General features: G+C 59.2%; 28 protein-coding genes and 1 pseudogene. 12 read left to right on the forward strand and 17 right to left on the reverse strand.

Annotation, left to right across the window (positions count from 1 at the left end):
- Positions 1-18: 18 nt before the first annotated feature.
- The 5 genes from AAEZ03_RS19235 to oscA all read right to left on the reverse strand — a co-directional run bounded on the left by AAEZ03_RS19235 (position 19) and on the right by oscA (position 4,056).
- A complete protein-coding gene (locus tag AAEZ03_RS19235; RefSeq protein ID WP_048372581.1) occupies positions 19-999 on the reverse strand; it encodes a sulfate/molybdate ABC transporter ATP-binding protein in 981 nt (326 codons plus the stop codon).
- Positions 1,000-1,002: 3 nt separating this feature from the next.
- A complete protein-coding gene (gene cysW / locus AAEZ03_RS19240; RefSeq protein WP_123750649.1) occupies positions 1,003-1,875 on the reverse strand; it encodes a sulfate ABC transporter permease subunit CysW in 873 nt (290 codons plus the stop codon).
- A gap of 13 nt (positions 1,876-1,888) precedes the next feature.
- Positions 1,889-2,710, reverse strand: coding sequence for a sulfate ABC transporter permease subunit CysT (gene cysT, locus AAEZ03_RS19245; protein ID WP_048372576.1), 822 nt, complete (start codon positions 2,708-2,710; stop codon positions 1,889-1,891).
- A gap of 90 nt (positions 2,711-2,800) precedes the next feature.
- Positions 2,801-3,814, reverse strand: coding sequence for a sulfate ABC transporter substrate-binding protein (locus AAEZ03_RS19250; protein WP_048387195.1), 1,014 nt, complete (start codon positions 3,812-3,814; stop codon positions 2,801-2,803).
- A gap of 59 nt (positions 3,815-3,873) precedes the next feature.
- The gene (oscA, locus tag AAEZ03_RS19255) at positions 3,874-4,056 is read right to left on the reverse strand and encodes a sulfur starvation response protein OscA (protein WP_048372573.1); all 183 of its coding nucleotides are present in this window, start codon (positions 4,054-4,056) and stop codon (positions 3,874-3,876) included.
- A 309-nt stretch (positions 4,057-4,365) separates the two neighbouring features.
- Between oscA and AAEZ03_RS19260 the strand changes: the two genes are divergently transcribed.
- Together AAEZ03_RS19260 and AAEZ03_RS19265 are read left to right on the forward strand one after the other, a co-directional pair.
- Positions 4,366-4,635, forward strand: a complete 270-nt coding sequence (locus tag AAEZ03_RS19260; RefSeq protein WP_048372571.1) for a TIGR02647 family protein — start codon at positions 4,366-4,368, stop codon at positions 4,633-4,635.
- A gap of 188 nt (positions 4,636-4,823) precedes the next feature.
- Positions 4,824-6,098 (forward strand): annotated as a pseudogene (locus AAEZ03_RS19265) (class I adenylate cyclase domain-containing protein); the annotation flags it as partial.
- A gap of 77 nt (positions 6,099-6,175) precedes the next feature.
- Here the strand turns inward: AAEZ03_RS19265 and rnk are convergent.
- The 3 genes from rnk to cyaY all read right to left on the reverse strand — a co-directional run bounded on the left by rnk (position 6,176) and on the right by cyaY (position 7,346).
- Complete coding sequence (rnk, locus tag AAEZ03_RS19270) at positions 6,176-6,589, reverse strand: nucleoside diphosphate kinase regulator (RefSeq protein WP_153335024.1); 414 nt, start codon at positions 6,587-6,589, stop codon at positions 6,176-6,178.
- A gap of 215 nt (positions 6,590-6,804) precedes the next feature.
- On the reverse strand, positions 6,805-7,011 hold the full coding sequence (locus AAEZ03_RS19275) for a DUF1289 domain-containing protein (RefSeq protein WP_123750651.1): 207 nt from the start codon (positions 7,009-7,011) through the stop codon (positions 6,805-6,807).
- A 2-nt stretch (positions 7,012-7,013) separates the two neighbouring features.
- Positions 7,014-7,346, reverse strand: coding sequence for an iron donor protein CyaY (gene cyaY / locus AAEZ03_RS19280; protein WP_123750652.1), 333 nt, complete (start codon positions 7,344-7,346; stop codon positions 7,014-7,016).
- A 205-nt stretch (positions 7,347-7,551) separates the two neighbouring features.
- On the opposite strand from cyaY, the gene lptM reads away from it, so the two are divergent.
- From lptM to AAEZ03_RS19310, 6 genes are read left to right on the forward strand one after another with little or no spacing between them, the layout of a single operon-like run.
- On the forward strand, positions 7,552-7,707 hold the full coding sequence (gene lptM, locus AAEZ03_RS19285; RefSeq protein WP_048372563.1) for an LPS translocon maturation chaperone LptM: 156 nt from the start codon (positions 7,552-7,554) through the stop codon (positions 7,705-7,707).
- A 9-nt stretch (positions 7,708-7,716) separates the two neighbouring features.
- A complete protein-coding gene (lysA, locus tag AAEZ03_RS19290; RefSeq protein WP_048372561.1) occupies positions 7,717-8,964 on the forward strand; it encodes a diaminopimelate decarboxylase in 1,248 nt (415 codons plus the stop codon).
- A 4-nt stretch (positions 8,965-8,968) separates the two neighbouring features.
- On the forward strand, positions 8,969-9,799 hold the full coding sequence (dapF, locus tag AAEZ03_RS19295) for a diaminopimelate epimerase (RefSeq protein WP_123750654.1): 831 nt from the start codon (positions 8,969-8,971) through the stop codon (positions 9,797-9,799).
- A gap of 13 nt (positions 9,800-9,812) precedes the next feature.
- Positions 9,813-10,529, forward strand: coding sequence for a DUF484 family protein (locus AAEZ03_RS19300; RefSeq protein WP_123750655.1), 717 nt, complete (start codon positions 9,813-9,815; stop codon positions 10,527-10,529).
- Between the two features lie 2 nt (positions 10,530-10,531).
- Positions 10,532-11,428 (forward strand): tyrosine recombinase XerC, encoded by an 897-nt coding sequence (gene xerC / locus AAEZ03_RS19305; protein ID WP_123750656.1) that lies wholly within the window; start codon positions 10,532-10,534, stop codon positions 11,426-11,428.
- On the forward strand, positions 11,425-12,135 hold the full coding sequence (locus AAEZ03_RS19310) for an HAD family hydrolase (RefSeq protein ID WP_350580801.1): 711 nt from the start codon (positions 11,425-11,427) through the stop codon (positions 12,133-12,135). The genes xerC and AAEZ03_RS19310 overlap by 4 nt, the downstream gene beginning before the upstream one ends.
- Positions 12,136-12,324: 189 nt before the next feature.
- Here the strand turns inward: AAEZ03_RS19310 and sutA are convergent, their stop codons facing one another.
- The 3 genes from sutA to glnK all read right to left on the reverse strand — a co-directional run bounded on the left by sutA (position 12,325) and on the right by glnK (position 14,819).
- Entirely contained in the window at positions 12,325-12,651 is a 327-nt protein-coding gene (gene sutA / locus AAEZ03_RS19315) for a dormancy-specific transcriptional regulator SutA (RefSeq protein WP_350580804.1), read from the reverse strand.
- 457 nt (positions 12,652-13,108) lie between these two features.
- Entirely contained in the window at positions 13,109-14,446 is a 1,338-nt protein-coding gene (locus AAEZ03_RS19320) for an ammonium transporter (protein ID WP_153391026.1), read from the reverse strand.
- Between the two features lie 34 nt (positions 14,447-14,480).
- The gene (gene glnK, locus AAEZ03_RS19325) at positions 14,481-14,819 is read right to left on the reverse strand and encodes a P-II family nitrogen regulator (RefSeq protein ID WP_002555808.1); all 339 of its coding nucleotides are present in this window, start codon (positions 14,817-14,819) and stop codon (positions 14,481-14,483) included.
- Positions 14,820-15,236: 417 nt separating this feature from the next.
- On the opposite strand from glnK, the gene AAEZ03_RS19330 reads away from it, so the two are divergent.
- On the forward strand, positions 15,237-15,497 hold the full coding sequence (locus AAEZ03_RS19330) for an accessory factor UbiK family protein (RefSeq protein ID WP_048387176.1): 261 nt from the start codon (positions 15,237-15,239) through the stop codon (positions 15,495-15,497).
- A 93-nt stretch (positions 15,498-15,590) separates the two neighbouring features.
- Here AAEZ03_RS19330 and AAEZ03_RS19335 read toward each other — a convergent pair whose 3' ends face one another.
- From AAEZ03_RS19335 to AAEZ03_RS19355, 5 genes are all read right to left on the reverse strand, one after another.
- Positions 15,591-16,319 (reverse strand): amino acid ABC transporter ATP-binding protein, encoded by a 729-nt coding sequence (locus AAEZ03_RS19335; RefSeq protein WP_123750660.1) that lies wholly within the window; start codon positions 16,317-16,319, stop codon positions 15,591-15,593.
- Positions 16,316-17,002: an amino acid ABC transporter permease gene (locus AAEZ03_RS19340; RefSeq protein ID WP_123750661.1), complete on the reverse strand. Its 687-nt coding sequence runs from the start codon at positions 17,000-17,002 to the stop codon at positions 16,316-16,318. Before AAEZ03_RS19340 ends, AAEZ03_RS19335 begins: the two co-directional genes overlap by 4 nt.
- A gap of 2 nt (positions 17,003-17,004) precedes the next feature.
- Positions 17,005-17,733, reverse strand: coding sequence for an amino acid ABC transporter permease (locus AAEZ03_RS19345; protein ID WP_048372545.1), 729 nt, complete (start codon positions 17,731-17,733; stop codon positions 17,005-17,007).
- A gap of 110 nt (positions 17,734-17,843) precedes the next feature.
- Positions 17,844-18,740 (reverse strand): amino acid ABC transporter substrate-binding protein, encoded by an 897-nt coding sequence (locus AAEZ03_RS19350; protein ID WP_350580810.1) that lies wholly within the window; start codon positions 18,738-18,740, stop codon positions 17,844-17,846.
- 53 nt (positions 18,741-18,793) lie between these two features.
- Complete coding sequence (locus AAEZ03_RS19355; RefSeq protein ID WP_350580812.1) at positions 18,794-19,996, reverse strand: pyridoxal phosphate-dependent aminotransferase; 1,203 nt, start codon at positions 19,994-19,996, stop codon at positions 18,794-18,796.
- A gap of 359 nt (positions 19,997-20,355) precedes the next feature.
- Between AAEZ03_RS19355 and kdgD the strand changes: the two genes are divergently transcribed.
- Positions 20,356-21,267, forward strand: a complete 912-nt coding sequence (kdgD, locus tag AAEZ03_RS19360; RefSeq protein ID WP_123750665.1) for a 5-dehydro-4-deoxyglucarate dehydratase — start codon at positions 20,356-20,358, stop codon at positions 21,265-21,267.
- A 174-nt stretch (positions 21,268-21,441) separates the two neighbouring features.
- Positions 21,442-22,935: a YifB family Mg chelatase-like AAA ATPase gene (locus AAEZ03_RS19365; protein ID WP_278938653.1), complete on the forward strand. Its 1,494-nt coding sequence runs from the start codon at positions 21,442-21,444 to the stop codon at positions 22,933-22,935.
- Positions 22,936-22,946: 11 nt separating this feature from the next.
- Here AAEZ03_RS19365 and AAEZ03_RS19370 read toward each other — a convergent pair whose 3' ends face one another.
- A complete protein-coding gene (locus tag AAEZ03_RS19370; RefSeq protein ID WP_123750667.1) occupies positions 22,947-23,867 on the reverse strand; it encodes a LysR substrate-binding domain-containing protein in 921 nt (306 codons plus the stop codon).
- Positions 23,868-24,019: 152 nt separating this feature from the next.
- Here AAEZ03_RS19370 and AAEZ03_RS19375 point away from each other — a divergent pair, with 152 nt between their 5' ends.
- Positions 24,020-25,390, forward strand: a complete 1,371-nt coding sequence (locus AAEZ03_RS19375; protein WP_048372533.1) for a NorM family multidrug efflux MATE transporter — start codon at positions 24,020-24,022, stop codon at positions 25,388-25,390.
- Positions 25,391-25,469 lie beyond the last annotated feature (79 nt).

Genomic DNA, 25,469 nt, shown 5'->3' on the forward strand with positions numbered 1-25,469 from the left:
CCTCTGGTGAGGGTGTTTTTAGGCCTTCTGCCACACCTTCGGCTTAAAGAACAACGTCTCGCCTCGGGCCAGTTCGGTCAGGCTGTCATGGTCTTTGACTACTTCCACTTCGATCAGCTCGCTTTGACCCTCAACCTTCAACGTCACCCGGGTGGTCGCACCCAGCGGGCGAATGTCGCGTACCTGGGCGGCGTGGTGGTCTTCGAGTTCGTGGCGCGACAACGACACTTCGTGCGGACGGAACAGGACGTGGTTGTCCTCGCCCAAATGCAGGCGGTTGGAGTCGCCCAGGAAGTGATAAACAAAGTCGCTGGCCGGGTTTTCGTAGACGTCACCCGGTGAGCCGATTTGCTCGATCACGCCTTTATTCATGACCACGATGCGATCTGCGACTTCCATCGCTTCTTCCTGGTCATGGGTCACGAACACCGAGGTCAGGTTGATGTCTTCGTGCAGGCGCGCAAGCCAGCGGCGCAGTTCTTTACGGACCTTGGCGTCGAGGGCGCCGAACGGTTCGTCGAGCAGCAGCACTTTAGGCTCTACCGCCAAGGCGCGGGCCAGGGCGATACGCTGGCGCTGACCACCCGACAGTTGCTCCGGGTAGCGGTCAGAGAGCCAGTCCAACTGCACCATGTTCAGCAGCTCGTGGACTTTTTCAGCGATGCGGGTTTCGTTCGGGCGCTCGCCTTTAGGCTTCATGCGCAGGCCGAAGGCCACGTTGTCGAATACCGTCATGTGGCGGAACAGCGCGTAATGCTGGAACACGAAACCGACGTTGCGATCACGCACGTCATGGCCCGAGACGTCTTCGCCGTGGAAGACGATGCTGCCCTGGTCCGGGGTTTCAAGCCCCGCGATGATGCGCAACAGGGTGGTTTTGCCGCAGCCCGACGGGCCCAGCAATGCCACCAGCTCGCCGCTGTGGATGTCCAGATTGATGCTGTCCAGCGCTTTGAAGGCGTTGAAGTTCTTGCTGACGTTACGGACTTCGATCGACATGGTTTATTCCTCCGCGGCGCTGGCGCGCAGGCGGTTAATACGGGATTCGCTCCACTGCTTGAGCAGCAGGATGAAGAGCGCCAGGATCAGCAACAGGGTGGCCACAGCGAAGGCGGCGACGTGGTTGTATTCGTTGTAGAGGATCTCGACGTGCAGCGGCAGGGTGTTGGTCACCCCGCGAATGTGCCCGGAAACCACCGACACCGCGCCAAATTCGCCCATCGCCCGCGCCGTACACAGTACAACGCCGTAGATCAGGCCCCATTTGATGTTGGGCACGGTGACGTGCCAGAACATCTGCCAGCCATTGGCGCCCAGCAAGCGTGCGGCTTCTTCTTCCTGAGTGCCCTGCTCTTGCATCAGCGGGATCAGCTCACGGGCCACGAAGGGCACCGTCACAAAGATGGTTGCCAGCACGATGCCCGGTAACGCAAAGATGATCTGAATGTCGTGGTCTTGCAGCCACTCGCCGAAGAAACCCTGCGCGCCGAACATCAGCACGTAGACCAGACCGGCGATCACCGGTGATACCGAAAACGGCAGGTCGATCAGGGTGACCAGGATACTTTTGCCGCGAAAGCTGTATTTGCTCACGCACCAGGCCGCACTCACGCCAAACACCACGTTGAGCGGTACCGAAATGACGACGGCGATGATGGTCAGCTTGAGGGCCGACAAGGCGTCAGGCTCAAGGATCGCATCGAAGAACGCACCGAAGCCCAGCTTCAGGCCCTGAGACACCACGATCAGCAGTGGCAACAGCAAGAAGCCGATAAAGAACAACCAGCCAAGTGCGATCAGCAGCCGGCGTGAAAGCGGGCTGCCACGGCGTGCAGCGTTGGCGGCGGAAGCCGCGTTTATGGACGAACTGGACATACGCTGGCCTCCTTCAGGATGGGGTTTCGATGCGGCGCTGGATCAAGTTGATCAGCAGCAGCAACACGAAGGAAACCACCAGCATCATCACGCCGATGGCGGTGGCGCCGGTGTAGTCGTACTGGTCGAGCTTGACCATGATCAGCAGCGGCAGGATCTCGGTTTTCATCGGCATGTTACCGGCGATGAAAATGACCGAGCCGTACTCACCGATGCCACGGGCAAAGGCCAGCGCAAAACCGGTCAACCAGGCGGGCAACAGGGCCGGCATGAGGATGTAGCGGAACACTTGCAGGGGCTTGGCGCCCAGGCAGGCGGCGGCTTCTTCGATTTCACGCGGGATGTCTGCCAGCACCGGCTGCACGGTGCGCACCACAAACGGCAGGGTCACAAAGGTCAGGGCCAGGGTAATGCCCAGCGGGGTGTAGGCGATTTTAAAGCCCAGGTCCGAGGCGAACTGGCCAATCCAGCCATGGGGCGCGTACAACGTGGTCAGTGCAATACCGGCCACCGCCGTTGGCAGGGCAAAGGGCAGGTCGATCATGGCATCGATGATCTTGCGCCCGGGGAAGGTGTAACGCACCAGCACCCAGGCCAGAACGGTGCCGATGACGCCGTTGATCAAGGCAGCAAAAAAGGCGGTGCCAAAACTGAGCTTGAGCGCTGCCAACACCCGCGGTGCGGTGATGATGGCCCAAAACTGCTCCCAGGTGAGTTGCGCGGCATGCACAAACATGGCAGCCAACGGTATAAGCACGATGAGGCTGAGGTACACCAAGGTGTAGCCCAGCGTCAGCCCGAAGCCGGGTATGACGGGGGAAATACGACGAGACATAAGAGTCCTTGGTTAACGCACGAAGCCCGCAACGGGGTCGCGGGCTCTATGTTCTAGCTTTCAGCGTGGCTTAATGCCCCGCCCCACAGGTTATTGCGCCTGGTAGATCTGGTCGAACACGCCACCGTCATTAAAAAATTTCGGCTGCGCAGTTTTCCAGCCGCCGAAGTCTTTGTCGATAGTGACAAGCTCCAGTTTCGGAAATTGCTCGGCGTATTTGGCCGCTACTTTTTCATCACGCGGACGGTAGAAGTTCTTGGCTGCGATCTCTTGGCCAGCCGGGCTGTACAGGTGTTTGAGGTACGCGTTGGCGATCTCCAGGTTGCCTTTTTTCTCGGCGTTTTTGTCGACCACGGCCACCGGAGGCTCGGCCAGAATCGACAGCGAAGGTACGACGATGTCGAACTTGTCTGTACCGCCGTCTTCTTTCAGCGCCAGGAACGCTTCGTTTTCCCACGCCAGCAACACGTCACCCTGACCGTTGTTGACGAAGGTAATCGTCGAGCCACGTGCGCCGGTGTCCAGTACCGGTACGTGCTTGAACAACTCTTGCACGTAGGCTTTGGCTTTGGCTTCGTCGCCGCCGTTGGCTTTCAGGCCGTAGGCGTAGGCCGCGAGGAAGTTCCAGCGTGCGCCGCCGCTGGTTTTAGGGTTCGGGGTAATCACCGAGACGTCTTTCTTGACCAGGTCGCCCCAGTCTTTGATGCCTTTAGGGTTGCCCTTGCGCACCAGGAACACGATGGTCGAAGTGTACGGGGTGCTGGCGTCCGGCAGGCGGGTTTGCCAGTCGGCTGGCAGCGAGCCTTTGTTGAGTTTGGAGATTTCATCGATGTCACCGGCCAATGCCAGGGTCACGACGTCGGCGCGCAAGCCATCAACCACGGCACGGCCCTGTTTGCCCGAACCACCGTGAGACTGCTGGATTTTGACGTTGTCGCCCGGGTGGCTGGCTTTCCAGAAATTAACGAACTCAGCGTTGTAATCCTGGTACAGCTCACGGGTTGGATCATAAGAAACGTTAAGCAATTCGTAGTCTTTGGCTACAGCGGAGCCAGCAAAAATGGCACTGGCCAGCGCGGCCAGAGCGTAACGGCGTAGGGACATAGGTGAGGCTCCAAAGCGTTTCTAGTTGTTATGAACGCACTCCAATGAGTGCGTTTGGCTCAATTACTTTTCTGGCTCGGGTTCTGTAACCGGAATTTTTCTTTGCGTTCGATCTGAACCACTTGTGCGTTGTGCACGGTGATTTCGACGGCACCAAAGCGCAGGTCCCGTAGCGCGCTCTGGATTTCCCGCAGAATGGTGGCTTCGTCCTGACCGTCAACGCTACGCAGAGATGCGCTCATGGTGTGCTCCTGGAAATATGGGTTGCCGACTGAGGTGCTGGCGTGGATGTCATAGTAGTGAGGCGCGATTATTCTTAAAAATACTATTTAAGAATGTTTATATAACTGAAAGCGTGGTAGTCGGAGGGAGGCTTTATTCGCGCGCGTAATCGAGGGCAGGGTCTACACTCCAATTGCCTCGTAAGCGCATCAATGCGGGGCCGGCACGACACGCTGCTTATATAAGGTAGGAACTGTCACTGGACAGTTGGTGATAGTGGGATCACCTTAGAGCAGTTGTCGCCTTTTCCTGCATAGTCTGGAGTTTTTATGTCGTTTACCCCTGAGTTGGTTGCCGAACTGGAAGTCCTTGCACTGTTTGACCTGGAAAGTACGCTTGAGGGCCTGAAGATCCATCAGACCGCTGATCCACAACGGATCGCGGCAGCACAACGTTTGTATGACAAAGACCTGATCAATCAACCCGATGGTGGTTACCTGACCAGCCTGGGCCGTGATGCCGCCGAGCATGTCCAAGGGCTGCTGCTGATCCTTACCTCAGAGTCGAAGCTGGGCGAAAAACTGGCAGAAATTGCCTGACATCCCGCATTGCCCACGGAATCTCCCTCTTTGTTGATTCCGCGGGCGCATTCCCTGTTTCCCGTCTAATGTTCACATATGTAAAAAATCTGACGTCAAAAACACAATCGTCCTAAGTCTTTTGTGCTGCTGGCTGTAAACTCACCTCCCCTCCTCTTTCTCGTTTGGCGAGTCGGTCTGAGTGTGCAATGACGCGCCCCCTGGAAGTAAGACCCGCTCTGAGTGAGGGAATCGATCGACAGGTTCTCCATCAGGTGCGTGAGCGGTTTCTGGCGGTCAACAACGGACGTCTGCAGCGCGCAATGGAAGGCCTGTTGCCCGCTCAGCAAACGATCCTGAAGCTGTTGGCCCTGTTGTTTCATGTGAACGACCCGCTGCTGCCCGGCTATGTCTCGGACTGCACGCCGGCCGGTGTCTCGGGTTATGCCCCGGATGCGCCAACCCTGACGGCGGCGCAGGCGTTAGCCGCTGACTTTATCTATCGCCCGCAGCCCGGCCAGCCCCAGGCCATTCACGGCCTGTACTTGATGGGCAGCCTGGGCACGTTGGCGCAGACCGACCAGAGCGATATGGACGTGTGGCTCTGCCATGCGCCGGGCCTGGACGACCAGGCGTTGGCCAACTTGCGCAAAAAATGCCGCCGCCTGGAAACATGGGCCGCGGGCCAGGGCAGTGAGGCGCACTTTTTTCTGATCGATGCCCAGCGTTTCGCCCAAGGCGAACGTGCTCTGCAGTGCGACGTGGATGACTTTGTGAACGCGCAACATTCGTTGTTGCTCGACGAGTTTTATCGCACGGCGATCTGGCTCGGCGGGCGCACACCGTTGTGGTGGTGGGTGCCCGCATATGAAGAAGCCCGCTATGGCGAATTCATTCAGACGCTTGAGGCCCAGCGCCTGATCCCGGTGGATGAGGTGATCGACCTCGGGCATTTGGCGCACATCCCGGCGGCCGAGTTTTTAGGGGCCGGGTTGAAGCAGTTGTTCAAGGGCATCGAGTCGCCCTACAAATCGGTGCTCAAACTGCTGTTGATTGAGGTGTATGCCAGCGAGCACCCTCGGGTGAGTTGCCTGAGCCTGGGCTATAAGCGCGCCGTGTACGCCCATCAATTGGACCTCGATGAGCTGGATCCGTACGTGATGGTGTACCGGCGCATTGAGGGCTACTTGCAGGCCCGTGGCGATGTTCAGCGCCTGGAGCTGGTGCGCCGCAGCCTGTACCTCAAGGTCAATCACAAGCTCTCAGGCCATGCCCCGGCGCAGGGTGCCCCTTGGCAGCGCGCCCTGCTGGAGCGCCTGACCCACGAATGGGGCTGGGATGAGCAGCAGTTGGCGCAGCTGGACAACCGTTCGAAATGGAAGACCGGGCCGGACAGCCGTGAGCGCCTGGCGCTGTCGCGTGAGTTGAATGACAGCTACCGTTTTTTGAGCCAGCTCGCTCGGCATGAATACCCGATCAGGTTGCCCGTTATAACGGTCTAGGGCGTTTGGGCAGCGCTGCAACACCGAGCGCTACCACGGATCTGGTGTATCGGGGCAGTTTAAAGCTCGAAATCGCCTGCGGCTTCTGGCTGATATTTAACTTCAAGCAATTCAAGTTTGAGGGTCTTGCCGCCGGGTGCCGGCCAGTTGATGTGCTGACCCGTTTGCAAGCCCAGCAATGCGCTGCCGACCGGCGCCAAAATCGAAATTTTACCTTCGTCTGCGTTGGCATCTTTTGGGTAGACCAGCGTCAGGTCATAATCTTTGCCGCTGCTTTCTTCACGGCAATGCACGCGCGAATTCATGGTCACGACGTTGGCCGGCACTTCTTCGTGGCCGACGACGTTTTCGGCACGATCCAGCTCGGCCTGCAGCGCAACAACACCGGGTAACGTGTCATCCAGACTGTCGATCAGCTTCTCCAGACGTTGTACGTCCAGGCGTGTGAGGGTGATGGCGGGTGAAGTACTCATGACCTGGCAGACTCCTTTTTTCTGCACGGAAAAGCAAAACCCCGCCAGGACATGGCGGGGTTTTGACCAGCCTCGTGTCGACGAGGCGAACTTGGACACTACCACAGCAAAATAAATACACAAGGTTGCCTGTAGGAGCGAGCTTGCCTCGCGATCTTTTGATCTTTTGAAAGATCGCGAGGCAATCGAGCGTCGACCGGCTGCTCCTACAACGATCAGCCTCTGCGCTCGCGGGCCTGCTCGCAAATGACCCGGCGGCGTGCATCATCTGCCGAGCGCCATTCGCGAATGTCTTCGACGTGGCGAAAACAGCCCAGGCAGACCTTGTGTTCATCCAGCCGGCACGTGCTGATACAAGGGGACGGCACGGCCGGGCTGACGTTGCTGTAGAGCGGTTTTGCGGGTTTAGCAGGCGCAGTCACAATCAGATCTCTTCAAATTCCAGCTCGGCGCCCGCTTGTTCCAGTGTCAGGCGAGCCACCATTTCACTCAGTAGCTCATCGGTACTGTCGTGTACCCAGCGCGAGTTATCTTCGTCGTATTCGAAATGGAAACCACCGCTGCGTGCAGCGAGCCAGAGCTGGCGAAGCGGCTCCTGTCGGCTGAAAATCAATTGGGTGCCATTTTCAAACTTGACCGTTAAAACGCCGGCCGAGTTCTCAATATCAACATCCAGATCACTGTCGTCGAAAACGTCTTCCAGGTTTTCCTGGGTTGCATCGACCAGATCGTGAAAACGGGCTTCAGTCAAACTCATGGTGGAACCTCGTAGTGTCTAGTCATGCTCGGAGCTCGCAAGATACGGGCGCTCCAGACCGATTGCAAACCCTAAGACAACCCGCCGCAATAGCACACCTGATTATCCGGACAGGTGCCCCCCGCGCGAGCCGTCTGCTGCATAGGCAAGCTGGTGGGTGGTCGGTATACTCGGTCGCAATTAATGCTTTTCAAAGGATTTCGCCATGAAGCGCCTGATCTCTTCGTTTGCTGCGCTTGTCGCGGTTGCTTGCCTTGTTTCTGCCTGTGGTCAAAAAGGACCGCTGTATCTGCCCGATGACAGCAAAAACCCGGATGACCAAGCCAAATCGTCGCAATCTCAAGCGCACAAGCATCAATAAGGGAACACCATGGACGCTTTTAATTACCGGGACGGCGAGCTGTTCGCCGAAGGTGTTGCGCTGACGGCTATCGCCGAACGCTTCGGCACCCCGACCTACGTCTATTCCCGGGCGCACATCGAGGCGCAATACAACGCGTATGCCCATGCCCTGGAAGGCATGCCGCATTTGGTGTGCTTTGCAGTCAAGGCCAACTCCAACCTGGGTGTGCTCAATGTCCTGGCGCGTTTGGGCGCTGGTTTTGACATTGTGTCGCGCGGTGAACTGGAGCGTGTGTTGGCCGCTGGCGGCTCGGCAGACAAAATCGTGTTTTCGGGCGTCGGCAAGACCCGCGACGACATGCGTCGTGCGCTGGAAGTCGGCGTGCACTGCTTTAACGTCGAGTCCACTGACGAGCTGGAGCGCCTGCAAGTGGTGGCCGCCGAGTTGGGCGTTCGTGCGCCGATCTCGCTGCGGGTCAACCCGGACGTAGACGCGGGCACCCACCCGTACATCTCCACCGGCCTTAAAGAAAACAAGTTCGGCATCGCCATCGCCGACGCCGAAGACGTGTACATCCGCGCTGCGCAACTGCCCAACCTCGAAGTGGTCGGCGTCGATTGCCATATCGGCTCGCAACTGACCACCCTCGAACCGTTTATCGATGCGCTTGATCGCCTGCTGGGGCTGATCGACCGTCTGGGCGATTGCGGCATTTACCTGCGCCACATCGACCTCGGTGGCGGCTTGGGCGTGCGTTATCGCGATGAAGAGCCGCCATTGGCTGCTGACTACATCAAAGCCGTGCGTTCGCGCATTGAAGGCCGTGATCTGGCACTGGTGTTCGAGCCGGGCCGTTTCATTGTGGCCAATGCGGGCGTGCTGCTGACCCAGGTCGAGTACCTCAAGCACACCGAGCACAAAGACTTCGCCATTGTCGACGCGGCCATGAACGACCTGATTCGTCCGGCGTTGTACCAGGCCTGGATGGACGTGACCGCGGTACGCCCGCGTGACACCGAAGCCCGCCCTTACGACATCGTCGGCCCGATCTGCGAAACCGGTGACTTCCTGGCCAAAGACCGCCAGTTGGCGCTGGCCGAAGGTGATTTGCTGGCCGTGCATTCGGCAGGTGCCTACGGGTTTGTCATGAGCTCGAACTACAACACCCGTGGCCGCGCCGCCGAAATTCTGGTGGATGGCGATCAAGCGTTTGAAGTGCGCCGTCGCGAGACCGTTGCTGAGCTGTATGCCGGCGAAAGCCTTCTGCCGGAGTGAGCCCATGTTGCTGCGTTTTACCAAAATGCACGGCCTGGGCAATGACTTCATGGTTCTTGACCTGGTCAGCCAGCACGCGCACATTTTGCCCAAGCACGCCAAACAATGGGGTGACCGGCACACGGGTGTCGGCTTTGATCAATTATTGATCGTTGAGGCACCGAGCAACCCGGAGGTGGATTTCCGTTACCGGATCTTCAACTCCGACGGTTCTGAAGTTGAACAGTGCGGTAACGGTGCCCGTTGTTTCGCCCGGTTTGTGCTCGACAAGCGTTTGACCACCAAGCGTCAGATCAAGGTCGAAACCAAAAGCGGCATCATCGAACTGAACGTGCGCAGCGATGGGCAGATCAGCGTCGATATGGGCCCGCCGCGCCTGGTTCCGCACGAGATCCCGTTTGTGGCCGACGCCCAGGCGTTGAGCTATGAGGTGGATGTCGACGGGCAGCCGGTGCAGTTGGCCGCCGTGTCGATGGGCAACCCCCATGCGGTGTTGCGCGTTGACGACATCAACGCCGCGCCGGTGCATGAGCTGGGGCCAAAAATTGAACACCATCCGCGCTTTCCGGCGCGGGTTAACGTGGGCTTTTTGCACGTGATTGATCGTCAGCGCGGGCAACTGCGGGTGTGGGAGCGTGGTGCCGGGGAAACCCAGGCCTGCGGTACCGGCGCCTGTGCGGCTGCGGTGGCGGCAATCAGCCAGGGCTGGATGGACTCACCGGTGACCCTCGATTTGCCCGGAGGTCGCTTGTCCATTGAATGGGCTGGCCCAGGCCAGTCCGTGATCATGACCGGCCCGGCGATGCGTGTGTACGAAGGACAAGTCCGTTTATGAGCGAGCGCATCTGATGACCGACCAGCCACAGCCTTCCGACCTTGAACTGCCTGCTGACGCTCTGGAGGCTGCGACGGTTGCGGCCTATCTGGAGGCTCATCCGGACTTCTTCAATCAGCGCGACGAGTTGCTGCTGGCATTGCGGATCCCGCACCAGCGCGGCGACACCATTTCGCTGGTTGAGCGCCAGTTGGAGCTGTTGCGCGCTCGCAACATCGAGATGCGCCATCGTTTATCGCAACTGATGGACGTAGCCCGCGACAACGATCGTTTGTTCGAAAAAACCCGTCGCCTCAACCTCGCGCTGATGGACGCCACCAGCCTTGAAGAGCTGGTGATGGCCGTCGAAGACAGCCTGCGCCAGGATTTCCAGGTGCCGTTTGTCAGCCTGGTGCTGTTTGGCGATAACCCGATGCCGGTTGGGCGCTGGGTCAACAGCGCCGATGCACAACGGGCCCTGGGCGGTTTGCTGGCCGAGGGTAAAGCGGTCAGCGGTAGCCTGCGTGAGCATGAGCTGGACTTCTTGTTCGGCGAAGAACAGCGCAAGCAAATCGGTTCGACGGCGGTGGTTGCGCTCAATCATCTGGGCTTGCATGGCGTATTGGCCGTGGGCAGCCGCGACCCGCAGCACTATAAAAGCTCGGTGGGCATGCTGTTTCTGGGGCATATCGCCGAAGTGCTGGGTCGGGTTTTGCCGCGCTTCACCAGCGCCCTGCGCTCGGTCCGCTAGCGGTGGAACGGCAACTGGACGCTTACTGCACGCACCTGCGCAGTGAGCGCCAAGTGTCTCCCCACACGCTGGAAGCCTATCGCCGCGACCTGAACAAGGTGCTGGCCTTTTGCGTTAAAGAATCCATCCCCGATTGGCCTGCCCTGGATATCCAGCGCTTGCGCCAACTGGTGGCGCGCCTGCATCAGCAAGGCCAGTCTTCGCGCAGTATCTCGCGGCTGCTGTCGGCGGTGCGCGGGCTGTATCACTACCTCAACCGCGAAGGGCTGTGTGATCACGACCCGGCGAACGGCCTGTCGCCGCCCAAGGGCGAGCGCCGCCTGCCGAAAACCCTCGACACTGACCGGGCCCTGCAACTGCTCGAAGGCGCTGTCGAGGACGACTTTTTGGCGTTGCGTGACCAAGCCATTCTTGAGCTGTTCTACTCGTCCGGGCTGCGCTTGTCGGAGCTGACCGGGCTTAACATGGACCAGCTCGACCTGGCAGACGGCCTGGTAGAAGTGCTCGGTAAAGGCAGCAAGATACGCGTGCTGCCGGTCGGCAAAAAGGCCCGGGAAGCGCTGCTGGCGTGGCTGCCTTTGCGCAGCCTGGCCAACCCGCAAGACGACGCGGTGTTCGTCAGCCAGCGCGGCACCCGGCTTGGCCCGCGGGCCATCCAGTTGCGGGTTAAAGCCGCAGGCGAGCGCGAGCTGGGGCAGAACCTGCACCCGCACATGCTGCGTCATTCATTTGCCAGCCATTTGCTGGAATCGTCTCAGGATTTACGTGCGGTGCAGGAACTGCTCGGGCATGCGGACATTAAAACCACGCAGATCTATACCCATCTGGATTTCCAGCACTTGGCATCGGTTTACGACAGCGCCCACCCACGGGCCAAACGCAGTAAGGGCAGTGAATGACCATTGAGCTGATTACCTTCGACCTCGACGACACCCTGTGGGACACCGCGCCGGTGATTGCCAGTGCCGAAACTGTGCTGCAAACCTGGCTGGCCGAAAATGCACCAAAATTGGGCGCGCTGGATGTTGCGGGGTATCAGGCGTTGCGCCAGCGAGTTTTGGTCGACGAGCCGCAGCTCAAGCATCGCATCAGCGCGTTGCGTCGGCGGGTGTTGTTCCACGCCTTGGAGGGCGCGGGTTATGCAGATGCGGAGGCTGAGGCGATGGCAGAGCAAGCGTTTGAGGTATTCATTGAGGCGCGTCATGCGCTAGAGGTGTTTCCTCAAGCTGAGCCTACGCTGATAGCGCTGGCCTCTGACTACACCTTGGGCGTCGTGACCAATGGCAATGCCGACGTGCGCCGCATCGGGCTGGGGCATCACTTTAAGTTTGTGTTGTGCGCCGAAGACATTGGCATTGCCAAACCGGACGCCCGGTTGTTTCACGAGGCACTGCGCCGCGGCGGCAGTATTTCGCCTGCGGCGACCGTGCACGTGGGCGATCACCCCGGTGATGACATTGCCGGCGCCCAGCAGGCGGGCTTGCGCGCCATCTGGTTCAACCCTGGCGGCAAACACTGGGAAGGCGACAAAGCCCCGGATGCCGAAGTGGGCTGCTTGAGCGAACTGCCAGCGGTGCTGAAAACGATGCGTACCCAAGCTCTGTAGTCGCTGGCGAAGCATGAGGCTGCGATGGGTTGCGCAGCGGCCCCAATCGGCGGTCCTGCGGCCCGCATCGCAGCCTCATGCTTCGTCAGCGACTACGGATCAAACAATCGCAGCCTGGGGCGTTCAGCCGTTACCCACAAAAAAACCCGCAGCGACGGCGGGTTTTTTCTTCAAGCAATGGAGCTGGCCTTAGATAGGGCGGCTGCCGTACTTGTTGTCAGGCTTTTTGGGTGGGTCAGCCACCACGTTCGCCTCGACTTCCTGCACTTTACCGCCCCGGGAGAGGAACTCTTCCATGGCGCGAGCCAGAGCATCACGCTCTTTGTTTTTGGCTTCAATGCTGGGCAGGTCATCAACCGACACCGCAGCCTTGGATTTGCCTTTGGCCGCAGGGACCGGCGCATCGTCGCCAGCGTCGTCGTCTGCAACGTCTTCGGCTGCCGCGTCGAGGCCTTCTTCGTTCTCGTCTTCGTCACCTACTTCGAGGTCATCATTTTCCAGATCATCGTCGCTCATGTTCTACCCCATGACTTGCGTAAAGCAGATTAGTTATAGACCAGCTGCACCCAGTATCGACTGCCGCTGGTGAAAAAGTAGCCTTGGGCAAACCGAGGCTCAAGTCTCTTCATCGATTAAGGTGACGAGAACTTATCGAGTTTCGCGATATCGCGCTGCTCGTTCAGGTAAACACGTTGCCCGTAGCCCGAGCTGCGGGCCTTGAAAGCGTCGGGTGCTTATCCTCGCCTTCGTCCTGCCAGGGGCTGTTTTTCGCCCCTTGGCGCGCATTCTAGCGTGCTGAATAAAAAAGCAAAGCGGCTAATAGTCGAGTTGTCACGTAAGCCTTCTTCCTACAAACAAGCGTAGAACTGATCTGAGCCTAAAGTGATCAGAAAAATCATTTCATCGCAGCGAATAGCGCCAGATTTCAGGTAAAAAAATACCCGGCAAGCCGGGTATTTTTTTAAAGGGCGGATTACAGGTTGTAACCACGCTCGTTGTGCTGTGCCAGGTCGAGGCCAACAGCCTCTTCTTCTTCGTTAACTCGCAGGCCCATCACGGCATCCAGCACTTTGAGGATGACGTACGTCACCACCGCGGTGTAGATCACAGTGAAGGCAACACCTTTGAACTGGATCCACACTTGTGTGCCGATGTCCGTCACGGTGCCGAAGCCACCCAGTGCTGGTGCTGCAAACACGCCGGTGAGGATGGCGCCGACGATACCGCCGATACCGTGCACGCCGAATGCGTCCAGCGAGTCGTCATAGCCCAGCTTGCGCTTGAGGCTGGTGGCGCAGAAGAAGCAGATAACGCCTGCCGCCAGACCGATCACGATCGAGCCCATTGGGCCGACGGTGCCTGCAGCCGGGGTGATTGCAACCAGACCGGCTACCACGCCCGAGGCGATGCCCAGTGCGCTTGGCTTGCCGTGGGTAATCCACTCGGCGAACATCCAGCCCAGTGCGGCAGTGGCGGTGGCGATTTGGGTTACCAGCATCGCCATACCGGCGGTGCCGTTGGCGGCAGCTGCCGAGCCTGCGTTGAAGCCGAACCAGCCGATCCACAGCATGGCCGCGCCGACCAGGGTGTAACCCAGGTTATGCGGTGCCATAGGCGTGGTTGGGTAGCCTTTACGCTTGCCGAGCACGATGCACGCGACCAGGCCTGCAATACCGGCGTTGATGTGCACCACGGTGCCGCCCGCGAAGTCCAGCACGCCCCAGTCACCCAGCAAGCTGCCCGGGCCGCCCCAGACCATATGGGCGATTGGCGCATACACCAGGGTGAACCACACGCCCATGAAAATCAGCATGGCCGAGAACTTCATGCGCTCTGCGAACGCACCGACGATCAGGGCCGGGGTGATGATGGCAAAGGTCATCTGGAAGGTGACGAACACCGCTTCCGGGAACAACGCCGCCGGGCCTGTGATGCTGGCCGGGGTGATGCCCGCCAGGAACACCTTGCCGAAGCCGCCGATGAACGAGTTGAAGTTGGTGACGCCCGCTTCCATGCCCGTGGTGTCGAACGCGATGCTGTAGCCATAAATGACCCACAGGATGCTGATCAGACCGGTAATGGCGAAGCACTGCATCATCACAGAAAGAAGGTTTTTGGAGCGCACCATGCCGCCGTAAAACAGCGCCAGGCCGGGAATGGTCATAAACAGCACCAAAGCCGTTGCAGTCAGCATCCAGGCGGTATCGCCGGAGTTGAGGACTGGAGCAGCCACTTCATCCGCCGCCATGGCCAGGCCAGGCAATACAGCGGACAACAGGGCTCCGAGCCCTGCGATTTTACGCAGAGTCATAGTGTTTTCTCCTGGGGCGTTGGGGTTTGGCGGCTTAGATTGCGTCTGTATCGGTTTCGCCGGTACGGATGCGAATAGCCTGTTCCAGATTGACTACAAAAATCTTGCCATCACCAATCTTGCCGGTGTTGGCAGCCTTGGTTATCGCCTCGATAACCCGGTCAAGATCTTTGTCGTCGATAGCGACATCAATCTTCACCTTTGGCAGAAAGTCGACCACGTACTCCGCACCGCGATACAGCTCGGTGTGGCCTTTCTGCCGGCCGAAGCCTTTGACCTCAGTAACGGTAATGCCCTGCACGCCGATTTCAGACAGCGACTCGCGCACGTCGTCTAATTTGAACGGCTTGATAATGGCGGTGACTAGCTTCATGAAACTTCTCCCGAATTGGTGGACTTGCCCCAGGAAAACAAACCCGGCTCAAGTCTATGCGCAGTGTCTGGCTTTGTAACGCTTCGTTGACCTTCTTCAGGCCGCGCAACGTGCATCAGTCGCTGGTGACGCAAGCACTCCCTGAACCACCTGCCGCACTGCCATCGTCATAGCAACTGCATCAGTACATGAGTCATGAGCAACTAAGCAGAAACCTTGCCATGTCTGGAAAATTCAGTAATTTCAGGTACTTATTGCCAGTTGGTGGCGTTGTGCCTGATTTCGCAGAGGTTTTGTGCACGCAAACAGTGCGTAGGTGGGCGGGGGTATGCCCAATAAATGTGCGAGGCCGGGCAGGCAATGCCCTTTTGACACTGCGTGATACACTCACCGCCATCTGTTTTAAGGACCTGCCCCATGCTCGCGCCCAAAGATTTTCTCGACGCCCTGAGTGGCCAAGCCTCACGTTTGTTCAGTGGCGACACCGCGCTGGCGCGCAACGAAATCGAAAGCCAGTTCAAAGCCTTGCTGCAAAGTGGCTTTAGCAAACTGGACCTGGTCAGCCGCGAAGAATTCGACAGCCAGATGGTCGTCCTCGCCCGCACCCGCGCGCGCCTTGAAAGCCTTGAGGCCAAAGTGGCCGAACTGGAAGCCAGGTTGCTGCCGCCCACCGAGTAATGCCCGGATGCGGTGCAACCGTAGGAGCGAGCTTGCCTCGCGATCTTTTGTCGGTTTAAAAGATCGCGAGACAAGCTCGCTCCCACAGATCTATCAGTGCTGCAAGATCTTGGACAGAAAGCTGCGAGCGCGGTCTGAGCGCGGCGCGCTGAAGAACTCTTCTGATTTCACATCTTCAATAATCTCGCCACCGTCCATGAACACGATGCGATCCGCCACTTTGCGGGCGAAGCCCATTTCGTGGGTGACGCACATCATGGTCATGCCCTCGCCCGCCAGTTCCACCATGACGTCCAGGACTTCGTTGACCATCTCCGGGTCCAGCGCTGACGTTGGTTCATCGAAGAGCATGGCGATGGGGTCCATGGCCAGCGCCCGGGCAATGGCGACGCGCTGCTGCTGACCGCCCGACAACTGAATGGGGTACTTGTGGGCGTGGCTCTTGAGGCCCACGCGTTCGAGCAGCGCCATGCCTTTTTTGGTCGCCGCGTGGCGGTCACGGCCCAAGACCTTGATTTGCGCCAGGTTGAGGTTGTCGATAATGCTCAGGTGCGGGAACAGTTCGAAATGCTGGAAGACCATCCCGACCTTGGCGCGCAACGTGGGCAAATCGACGCCCTTGCCGGTCACCGGCTGGTTCTCGATGAAAATATCGCCCTCTTGCACGGGCTCCAGGCCGTTGACGCATTTGATCAGGGTGCTCTTGCCTGAGCCGGAGGGGCCGCACACCACCACCACTTCTCCGCGGGCAAGCTCAGTGGTGCAGTTCTTCAAGACCTGGAAGTTGCCGTACCATTTGCTCAGGTTGTTCATCTGGATCATGCGGTTTTCCCTACGTTTGTTTTCAGGCGTTTGCTCAGGCTGGACAGCAGGTAACAGATCACCAGATAGACCAAGGCAACGAACAGATACAGCTCGACCAGACGCCCGTCACGCTGCGCGAATTTGCTCGCGGCACCGGTGAAGTCGGCGATGGACAGCACGTACACCAATGAGGTGTCTTGAAACAGAATGATGGTCTGGGTCAGCAACAGCGGCGCCATGCGCCGCAAGGCTTGCGGCAGGATCACGTAGAACATCGCTTGTGCCGGGCGCAGGCCCAGTGCCGCCGCCGCTTGCTTCTGGCCGGGGCTGATGCTCTGGATGCCGCCGCGAATGATTTCGCTGTAGTACGCCGCCTCGAACAGGCAGAACGTCACAAAGGCCGTGACCACCGGGCCGATCTGCACGGGGCGTTCAGTGCCGAAGGTCATTTGCAGCAACAGCGGCATCAAAAAGTAGAACCAGAAAATCACCAGCACCAGCGGGATGCTGCGCATGACGGTGACGTAACCCAGGGCAAATCCACGCAGCACGCGGTTGTGCGACAGGCGCATGATGGCCAGCAAGGTGCCCGTGATGATACCCACCGACATGGCGACAAAGGTCAGCAGCAAGGTGAATTTAAGGCCGTTCCACAGGGCCGGCATGGCCCGGACAATAACGCTCGGATCTAAATCAAACATGACTACCTCGTCGCGCCGCGAATGGTCAGGGAACGTTCGATATGGCCCATGACGAAGGTCACCAGCAGCGAAATGACCACATAAATCAGGGTCGCCGCGCTGAATGCCTCGAAGGTGTTGAACGAGTATTCACTGATGTTTCGCGCTTGCGCGGTCAGCTCCATCAGGCCGATGGTCAGCGCCACCGATGAGTTCTTGAGGGTGTTCAACGCCTCGGAGGTCAGTGGCGGGAAGACCACGCGGATCGCTTGTGGCAACAGCACTTGAAGGTACATCTGGTAGGGCCGCAGGCCTAAAGCCAGCGCCGCACCGCGCTGCCCGTGCGCCACCGATTCAATGCCGGCCTTGAACAGCTCCGAAAGCTTGGCCGAGGTAAACAGGGTCAATGCCACCACCGCACTGAAAAACGACGGGTAGGGCAAATCCTGCTTGAGGTAATCCCCGGCCGAAACGGGTAATAACTCGGGCAGGACGAAGAAGCAGATGAACATCTGCACCAGCAGCGGAATATTGCGAAACACTTCGGTGTAGAGGTTGCACAGCCACACCACGGGGCGCAGCGTTGTGGTGCGCAGGGTGCCCACCAAACCACCGATCAAAAACGCCAGGATGAACGCCGCCAGTGTGGTGGCCAACGTCCAGCTGGTGCCGGTAATCAGCCAATGCAGATACGACGAAGACTCTCCGGGAGCGTGCTCCCAAAAAATACTCCAGTTCCAGTTGTAATCCATGAAGCACCAACCTTTGAAGGAGATAGAGGTCGTTGCACACTCTGCTCCCGGCCAACCAAGCGCCTCCTTGTCTTTGACTGGCTGGAATCAGAACGCTTGAGACGGTGGAATCAGACGCCGGTGTCGTTCGGGTTGGCGATGGCTTTTATCAAGGCGTCACTCATCGGCAGGTTGATCACGATGTCTTTGGGCGGGATGGGTTTGAGGAACCATTTCGGATAAATCGTATCGATCTCGCCAGAGCTGTACAGCTGGCTCAAGACGCCGTCGGCAAAGGTTTTGAACTGCGGGTCGTTCTTGCGAATGCCGATGGCATACGGCTCGGCAGACATAGGCTCGGGCAGCAAGGTGTAGGCATTCGGGTTGCGGCTTTGCGCGATGGTGGCCATCAACTGCACGTCGTCGTTGATGTAAGCGACGGCGCGGCCGGTCTCCAGCATCAAGAAGGCTTCGCCGCTGTCCTTGGCGTTGAGGATCTTCAGGCCCAGGTCTTTTTCGCGGTTGAGGTTTTTGGTGATCCACTCACCGCTGCCGCCGGTAATCACCACCACGGCCTTGCCTTTGAGGTCAGCAACACTGTTGAGCCCGGAGGCTTTCTTCACCGCATATTTGGCGCTGGCGACATAGCTGGTGAACAGGAAGCCGATTTGTTTTTGGCGCTCAACGGTGTTGGTGGTGACGCCGCATTCCAGGTCAATGGTGCCGTTGATCAGCAAAGGCGTGCGGGTGGCTGCAACCACCGAGACGTACTGGGTCTTGAGGTTGGGTTCGCCGACTTTGACCTTGATCTGGTCCACGATTTTTTGGCACAGCTCGATGCTGTAGCCGATGGGTTGCTGGTCATCGTTCAGATAAGAAAAAGGCAAAGAGGCGTCACGGTACCCGAGGGTAACGGTGCCTGATTCCTTGATTTTTTTTAGGGTTCCGGTGAGGTCTTCAGCCTGAACAGCGGTGCACAGACAAGCACCGACAATAAGGGCAAGCAGCTTTTTCTTGTGATCGAACATGGGGATCTCCGACTATTTTTATGGCAGCTTTTGCACAGCAAAGGACGAAGGTTTTAGCGCAAGGCTGAAAGGGCTTCGTTGATACGGATAACAGCTTTTTTTATGTGGTCGCGAGAGGTCGCAAACGACAGCCGAAAGTACCCTGGCAGGCCAAAGGCCAAACCCGGTACCACAGCGACCCCAGCGTGATCGAGCAGATACGCAGACAGTTCAACATCATTGCGAATGACTTGCCCTTGAGGGCTGACGCGGCCCAGCAACTGGCTGCATTCCGGGAAGGCATAAAACGCACCGGCGGGCGCGTCGATACGCAACCCGGCGCATTCACGCAGACCTTCGACCAACAAGCGGCCGCGCTCGGCGTATTCGCGGGCGCTGCTGGCGACGAAGTCTTGCGGGCCATCCAGCGCGGCGCGGGACGCCTCTTGAGAGATGGCGCTTGCGCCTGAGGTGCTTTGCGACTGGATCTTGCTGACTGCTGCGATCAGCGCTTTGGGGCCGGCGGCGTAGCCGATGCGCCAGCCCGTCATGGCATACGCCTTGGCCACGCCGTTGATCAACAGGGTGCGTTCGCGCAGTTGCGGGCACGCGGTGGCGAAGGAGACGAAGGGCTGGTCAGCCAGCAACACGTGCTCGTAAATCTCGTCGGACATCACCAGCACAGTGGGGAAGTCCTCCAGCACCTTGCCCAGGGCTTGCAGCTCGGTTTCGGTGTAGATGGCGCCGCTCGGATTGGACGGTGTGTTGAGGATCAGCCAGCGCGATTTGTCGTTGAGTTGGGCGCGCAACGCCTGCGGGCTGAGCTTGAAGCCGACGTCGATGCCGCAGTGCACCACGCGTGGGGTGCCGGCATTGAGCGTGACAATATCGGAATAGGACACCCAGTATGGCGCCGGGATGATCACCTCGTCGCCGGCTTCGAGGGTGGCCATGAACGTATTGAAAATGACCTGCTTGGCGCCGTTGCCGACACTGATTTCATCGACGCTGTAGGTCAGGCCGTTTTCGCGCAGCAGTTTGCGCGAGATCGCCTGGCGCAGGGCGAGGGTGCCTTGGGGGGCGGTGTAGCGGGTATGGCCGTCACGCATGGCCTGGCAGGCCGCGTCAATGATATGCGCAGGGGTGTCGAAGTCAGGTTCGCCCAGGCTCATGTCGACAATGTCGCGGCCTTGGCTGGCTAATTCTTTGGCGCGCATGGAAATAACCATGCTGGGGGACGAAGAGATCTGTTTGACGCGCTGGCTTTCGAAACTCATGAAAATACCCGCCTGTTGTGGAGGTTCGCAGAGAGTCATTCTACGCCTACTATTGTTGTACGACATGGTATGACAACGAGATTGGTTTTCGCAATCGGCAATCTGCACTGAAATCAGGAAAAATACGAGCGCCTGCTGATTTAATTGAGGTGTGTTCTGAATGCCTTAAAAACTGAAGGGGATCCTCAAAAGCGGGCGGTTAGCAGGACCTGTATAGGTGAGTGTCAAAGATTGAACAGGTGACAAAAGCGAGACGGTATTCGTGTTCTTGAGCGTTTCAATTCTATGTTGTACGATGACATACGACATCAGCACTGGCTGAGGTCTTTCTGAAGCGTATTACTCAGGGTGTTCGAATAATGAATCCACAAGAACTGAAGTCCATCCTCTCGTCTGGCCTGCTGTCTTTTCCGCTCACCGATTTCAATGCTCAGGGTGATTTTCACCGTGAGGGCTATATCAAGCGCCTGGAATGGCTGGCCCCGTATGGCGCATCGGCCCTGTTCGCGGCAGGCGGCACCGGTGAGTTTTTCTCCCTGGCGGCCAGCGAATACTCGCAAGTGATCAAAACCGCGGTCGATACCTGCGCCACCAGCGTGCCGATTCTGGCCGGTGTCGGCGGTTCTACCCGTCAGGCCATCGAATACGCGCAAGAAGCCGAGCGCCTGGGCGCCAAAGGGCTGCTGTTGTTGCCGCATTACCTGACCGAAGCCAGCCAGGACGGCGTGGCCGCCCACGTTGAGGCGGTGTGCAAGTCGGTGAACATCGGTGTGGTGGTTTACAACCGCAACGTCTGCCGTTTGACCGCGCCGCTGCTGGAGCGCCTGGCCGAGCGCTGCCCGAATCTGATCGGCTACAAGGACGGCCTGGGCGACATTGAACTGATGGTCTCGATCCGTCGTCGTCTCGGCGACCGCTTCAGCTACCTCGGCGGTTTGCCGACTGCAGAAGTCTACGCCGCAGCGTACAGAGCGTTGGGCGTGCCGGTGTATTCCTCGGCGGTGTTCAACTTCATCCCGAAAACCGCGATGGAGTTCTACCACGCCATTGCCCGCGAAGATCACGACACCGTGGGCAAACTCATCGACGACTTCTTCCTGCCGTACCTGGACATCCGCAACCGCAAAGCAGGCTACGCCGTGAGTATCGTCAAGGCCGGGGCGACCATTTCTGGCCACAGCGCAGGCCCGGTGCGCACCCCGTTGACCGATTTGTTGCCAGAAGAGTACGAAGCGCTGGCGGCTTTGATTCACAAACAAGGCCCGCAGTAAGCGTTCAGTGCGCCTGTCGGAGCGAGCTTGTCTCGCGATCTTTTAAAAAATCAAAAGATCGCGAGGCGAGCTCGCTCCGAAAGGGGGTAACCGTCACATCCGGTATCCATTCCCCGCTACCCTTGGCCGCTGATTCGCGCACGATGCGTGCTTTGCGAACTCAAGGAATGAGTCATGTCTCTGGCGATTGTGTATAGCCGCGCCCAAGTGGGCGTCGAGGCGCCCGTGGTGACGGTCGAAGCGCATCTGGCCAATGGGTTGCCCGCCCTGACCTTGGTCGGGCTGCCGGAAACCGCAGTCAAAGAAAGCAAAGACCGGGTCCGCAGCGCGATTATCAATTCCAGCCTGGAGTTTCCCGCGCGTCGTATCACCCTCAATCTGGCGCCCGCCGACCTGCCCAAGGACGGCGGGCGTTTTGATTTGGCCATCGCGCTGGGCATTCTGGCCGCCAGCGGGCAATTGCCCATCAAGGCGCTGGAGCAAGTGGAGTGTTTGGGTGAGTTGGCGCTGTCGGGGGCCATTCGGCCCGTGCAGGGCGTATTGCCTGCCGCATTGGCGGCGCGGGCGGCGGGCCGGGTTTTGGTGGTGCCGCTGGCGAACGCCGAAGAGGCATGTCTGGCCTCGGGGCTGACAGTGATCGCCGTCGAGCATTTGCTGCAAGCCGTGGCGCATTTTGCTGGCCGCGTGGTGATTGAACCCTATGTGGCCAGCGGCCTGTTGCACGTGAGCAAGCCGTATCCCGATTTGAGTGATGTGCAGGGCCAACTGTCGGCCAAGCGGGCGCTGTTGATCGCCGCCGCAGGCAGCCACAATCTGCTTTTTACCGGGCCGCCGGGCACCGGCAAAACCTTGCTGGCCAGCCGCCTGCCCGGCTTGCTGCCACCGCTCAACGAGCAAGAGGCGCTGGAAGTGGCGGCCATCCAGTCGGTTGCCAGCCATGTGCCGTTGAGTTGCTGGCCGCAGCGCCCGTTTCGTCAGCCACACCACTCGGCCTCCGGCCCGGCGCTGGTGGGCGGCGGCTCAAAACCGCAGCCTGGCGAAATCACCCTGGCGCACCACGGGGTGTTGTTTCTGGATGAACTGCCCGAGTTTGATCGTAAAGTCCTCGAAGTACTCAGAGAACCCATGGAATCTGGTTTTATCGTGATCGCCCGTGCGCGGGACCGCATGCGTTTTCCGGCGCGCTTTCAACTGGTCGCCGCCATGAATCCCTGCCCGTGCGGCTATCTGGGGGAGCCGACGGGGCGTTGCCGCTGCACCCCGGAACAGGTCCAGCGCTACCGCAACAAACTCTCCGGGCCGCTGCTCGACCGCATTGACCTGCACCTGACCGTGGCCCGTGAAACCACCGCGCTCAACCCCCCGCTCGCCTCGGCAGACACCACCGCCAACGCCGCTGGACTCGTCGCGGCGGCGCGCGAGCGCCAGTTGCAACGCCAGGGCTGTACCAATGCGTTTCTCGACCTGCCCGGCGTGCGAACCCAGTGCACCCTGACTGACGTGGACAACACCTGGCTGGAAACCGCATGCGAACGCATGACCTTGTCACTCAGGGCCGCGCACCGCTTATTGAAAGTGGCGCGTACTTTGGCGGATCTGGAACAGGTCGAATCCATTGAACGCAAGCACTTGGCGGAGGCGTTGCAGTACCGGCCAGTGAGTGGCTGAGTGCTACGGTTTTACTGCCGTTGCTCCACCGCCGGCAGCTCCATCACCGCCACTTCATGCAGTAAAAAGTCACTCAGGCGGCGCAAGCGCTCGCCGCCGGGCCGGGTTTTGGGCCAGACCAAATAGTAGTTTTCACCGCTGGCCACGGCCGTGGGGAATGGCAGGCTCAAGCGGTTTTGGGCAACGTCCTCGGCCACCATCAGCAAGTCGCCCATGGAAATGCCGTAGCCGCGTGCGGCGGCGATCATGCCCAGTTCCAGGGTGTCGAACACTTGCCCGCCCTTGAGCGAGACCTGGCCGCTGAGGCCCATGCAATCGAGCCAGCGCCGCCAGTCCCGACGGTCTGGCGTAGGGTGCAACAGTTCGGTGCCGGCAAGCCGTTTTGCGTCCCATGGCTGTTCGTCCAGCAGATTGGGGGCGCCCACCGGGATCAGCATTTCGGCAAACAACAACGTGGCCTCCCAGTCCGGCGGGAAGTGGCCGTTGCCCAGCAACACCGCGCAGTCGAAAGGCTCCTGATTGAAGTCCACATGGTCGATGTCCATCCAGGCGCTGGTTAGTTGCACCTCGTTGCCCGCCTGCAAGTGGCGAAAGCGGCTCAGGCGGGCCAGCAGCCAGCGCATGGTCAGGGTCGAAGGCGCCTTCATGCGCAAGATGTCATCTTCGGCGCGCAAGGTAATACACGCGCGTTCCAGCGCCGCGAAACCTTCCCGCACCCCCGGTAGTAACAGGCGCGCGGCTTCGGTGAGTTGCAAGGTACGGCCATTACGTTGAAACAGTCGGCAGGCAAAATGCGCCTCAAGGGTTTTGATATGCCGGCTGACGGCGCTTTGGGTGATCGACAGCTCTTCTCCCGCGCGGGTAAACGAACTGTGCCGGGCTGCTGCCTCAAAAGCACGCAAGGCATAAAGCGGAGGAAGGCTACGAGACATGAGGATTATTCCTATTGCGCGACATATCTAGACTGTAAAAACGCTAAGTAGCATGAGTATTAATCATGCCACTTATCTTTTTTATCCTTTTGCTTAAAACACTCAACACGCCGAGAATCAAGCCTTTCAACGCACACAAAGAAATCTGACCGATGACCAAACAGCATCCAGTACGTATCGAACTCTGGGCCATTTTGCGGCTGGCCGGGCCGCTGATTGCCTCGCAGTTGGCGCACATGCTGATGGTGCTGACCGACACCCTGATGATGGCGCGCCTGAGTCCGGAAGCCTTGGCCGGTGGCAGCCTGGGGGCAGCGACCTATTCGTTCGTGTCGATTTTCTGCATTGGTGTGATTGCGGCGGTCGGTACGCTGGTGTCGATTCGCCAGGGCGCGGGTGACATCGAAGGCGCGACCCGCCTCACGCAAGCCGGCTTGTGGCTGGCCTGGGCGCTGGCGCTGGTCGGTGCGCTGATGTTGTGGAACATCAAGCCGCTGTTGCTGCTGTTTGGTCAGACCCCGACCAACGTTGAGGCCGCCGGGCAATTTTTGCTCCTGCTGCCGCTGGCCTTGCCCGGCTACATGACCTTCATGGCCTTGCGCGGCTTTACCAGCGCCATGGGGCGGGCGACGCCGGTGATGGTCATCAGTCTGATCGGCACCGTGGCCAACTTCTTGCTCAATTACGCGCTGATTACCGGGATGTTCGGCCTGCCCAAGCTGGGCCTGATGGGCATTGGTCTGGTTACGGCTATTGTGGCGACCTGCATGGCGTTGGGCCTGGCCTGGCATATCAGCCGCCATCCGGCCTACGACGCGTATCCGATTCGCCAAGGCCTGTCGCGGATCAATTTGACTTATCTGCGCGAATTATGGCGTCTCGGTCTGCCGATTGGCGGCACCTACGCGGTTGAGGTCGGGCTGTTTGCCTTCGCGGCGCTGTGCATGGGCACCATGGGCAGTACGCAATTAGCGGCTCACCAGATTGCTTTGCAGATCGTTTCGGTGGCGTTCATGGTGCCGGCCGGGATGTCCTACGCGATCACCATGCGCATCGGCCAGCACTATGGCGCTGCGGATTTGCTCCGTGCACGTCTGGCGGGCCGGGTTGGCATTGGCTTTGGTGCGGCGGTGATGCTGGGGTTTTCGGTGGTGTTCTGGTTCTGGCCTAACGAGTTGATCGGCCTGTTTCTGGACCACAGCGACCCGGCCTTCCGGCCCGTCTTTGAACTGGCGGTCAGCCTGCTGGCAGTGGCGGCCTGGTTTGAATTGTTTGATGGCACGCAAACCATCGCCATGGGCGCGATCCGTGGGCTCAAGGATGCCAAGACCACCTTCTTGGTTGGCCTGTTCTGCTACTGGGTGATCGGCGCCCCGACCGCCTGGCTAATGGCCTTTACCTTCGGCTGGGGCCCGACAGGCGTGTGGTGGGGCTTGGCTATGGGCCTGGCGTTTGCCTCGGTGGGCCTGACCTTGGCCTTCGAATGGAAGATGCGGCGCATGCTCAAGCGCAGCGCGGCGTGAGGGTAGGAGCCAACTGTCTTTCGCTTTGCCCGACAAACGCACATATCAGGGTGGCAGACGCTAAGTTTGCCTTCCGGAT

It is taken from the genome of Pseudomonas sp. HY2-MNA-CIBAN-0224, assembly GCF_040310285.1.
GTDB lineage: Bacteria > Pseudomonadota > Gammaproteobacteria > Pseudomonadales > Pseudomonadaceae > Aquipseudomonas > Aquipseudomonas helleri.

Coding starts and splice junctions, on each gene's coding strand:
- AAEZ03_RS19235 (WP_048372581.1), bottom strand. CDS start 999: ATGTCGATCGAAGTCCGTAACGTCAGCAAGAACTTCAACGCCTTCAAA.
- cysW (WP_123750649.1), bottom strand. CDS start 1,875: ATGTCCAGTTCGTCCATAAACGCGGCTTCCGCCGCCAACGCTGCACGC.
- cysT (WP_048372576.1), bottom strand. CDS start 2,710: ATGTCTCGTCGTATTTCCCCCGTCATACCCGGCTTCGGGCTGACGCTG.
- AAEZ03_RS19250 (WP_048387195.1), bottom strand. CDS start 3,814: ATGTCCCTACGCCGTTACGCTCTGGCCGCGCTGGCCAGTGCCATTTTT.
- oscA (WP_048372573.1), bottom strand. CDS start 4,056: ATGAGCGCATCTCTGCGTAGCGTTGACGGTCAGGACGAAGCCACCATT.
- AAEZ03_RS19260 (WP_048372571.1), top strand. CDS start 4,366: ATGTCGTTTACCCCTGAGTTGGTTGCCGAACTGGAAGTCCTTGCACTG.
- rnk (WP_153335024.1), bottom strand. CDS start 6,589: ATGAGTACTTCACCCGCCATCACCCTCACACGCCTGGACGTACAACGT.
- cyaY (WP_123750652.1), bottom strand. CDS start 7,346: ATGAGTTTGACTGAAGCCCGTTTTCACGATCTGGTCGATGCAACCCAG.
- lptM (WP_048372563.1), top strand. CDS start 7,552: ATGAAGCGCCTGATCTCTTCGTTTGCTGCGCTTGTCGCGGTTGCTTGC.
- lysA (WP_048372561.1), top strand. CDS start 7,717: ATGGACGCTTTTAATTACCGGGACGGCGAGCTGTTCGCCGAAGGTGTT.
- dapF (WP_123750654.1), top strand. CDS start 8,969: ATGTTGCTGCGTTTTACCAAAATGCACGGCCTGGGCAATGACTTCATG.
- AAEZ03_RS19300 (WP_123750655.1), top strand. CDS start 9,813: ATGACCGACCAGCCACAGCCTTCCGACCTTGAACTGCCTGCTGACGCT.
- AAEZ03_RS19310 (WP_350580801.1), top strand. CDS start 11,425: ATGACCATTGAGCTGATTACCTTCGACCTCGACGACACCCTGTGGGAC.
- sutA (WP_350580804.1), bottom strand. CDS start 12,651: ATGAGCGACGATGATCTGGAAAATGATGACCTCGAAGTAGGTGACGAA.
- AAEZ03_RS19320 (WP_153391026.1), bottom strand. CDS start 14,446: ATGACTCTGCGTAAAATCGCAGGGCTCGGAGCCCTGTTGTCCGCTGTA.
- glnK (WP_002555808.1), bottom strand. CDS start 14,819: ATGAAGCTAGTCACCGCCATTATCAAGCCGTTCAAATTAGACGACGTG.
- AAEZ03_RS19330 (WP_048387176.1), top strand. CDS start 15,237: ATGCTCGCGCCCAAAGATTTTCTCGACGCCCTGAGTGGCCAAGCCTCA.
- AAEZ03_RS19335 (WP_123750660.1), bottom strand. CDS start 16,319: ATGATCCAGATGAACAACCTGAGCAAATGGTACGGCAACTTCCAGGTC.
- AAEZ03_RS19340 (WP_123750661.1), bottom strand. CDS start 17,002: ATGTTTGATTTAGATCCGAGCGTTATTGTCCGGGCCATGCCGGCCCTG.
- AAEZ03_RS19345 (WP_048372545.1), bottom strand. CDS start 17,733: ATGGATTACAACTGGAACTGGAGTATTTTTTGGGAGCACGCTCCCGGA.
- AAEZ03_RS19350 (WP_350580810.1), bottom strand. CDS start 18,740: ATGTTCGATCACAAGAAAAAGCTGCTTGCCCTTATTGTCGGTGCTTGT.
- AAEZ03_RS19355 (WP_350580812.1), bottom strand. CDS start 19,996: ATGAGTTTCGAAAGCCAGCGCGTCAAACAGATCTCTTCGTCCCCCAGC.
- kdgD (WP_123750665.1), top strand. CDS start 20,356: ATGAATCCACAAGAACTGAAGTCCATCCTCTCGTCTGGCCTGCTGTCT.
- AAEZ03_RS19365 (WP_278938653.1), top strand. CDS start 21,442: ATGTCTCTGGCGATTGTGTATAGCCGCGCCCAAGTGGGCGTCGAGGCG.
- AAEZ03_RS19370 (WP_123750667.1), bottom strand. CDS start 23,867: ATGTCTCGTAGCCTTCCTCCGCTTTATGCCTTGCGTGCTTTTGAGGCA.
- AAEZ03_RS19375 (WP_048372533.1), top strand. CDS start 24,020: ATGACCAAACAGCATCCAGTACGTATCGAACTCTGGGCCATTTTGCGG.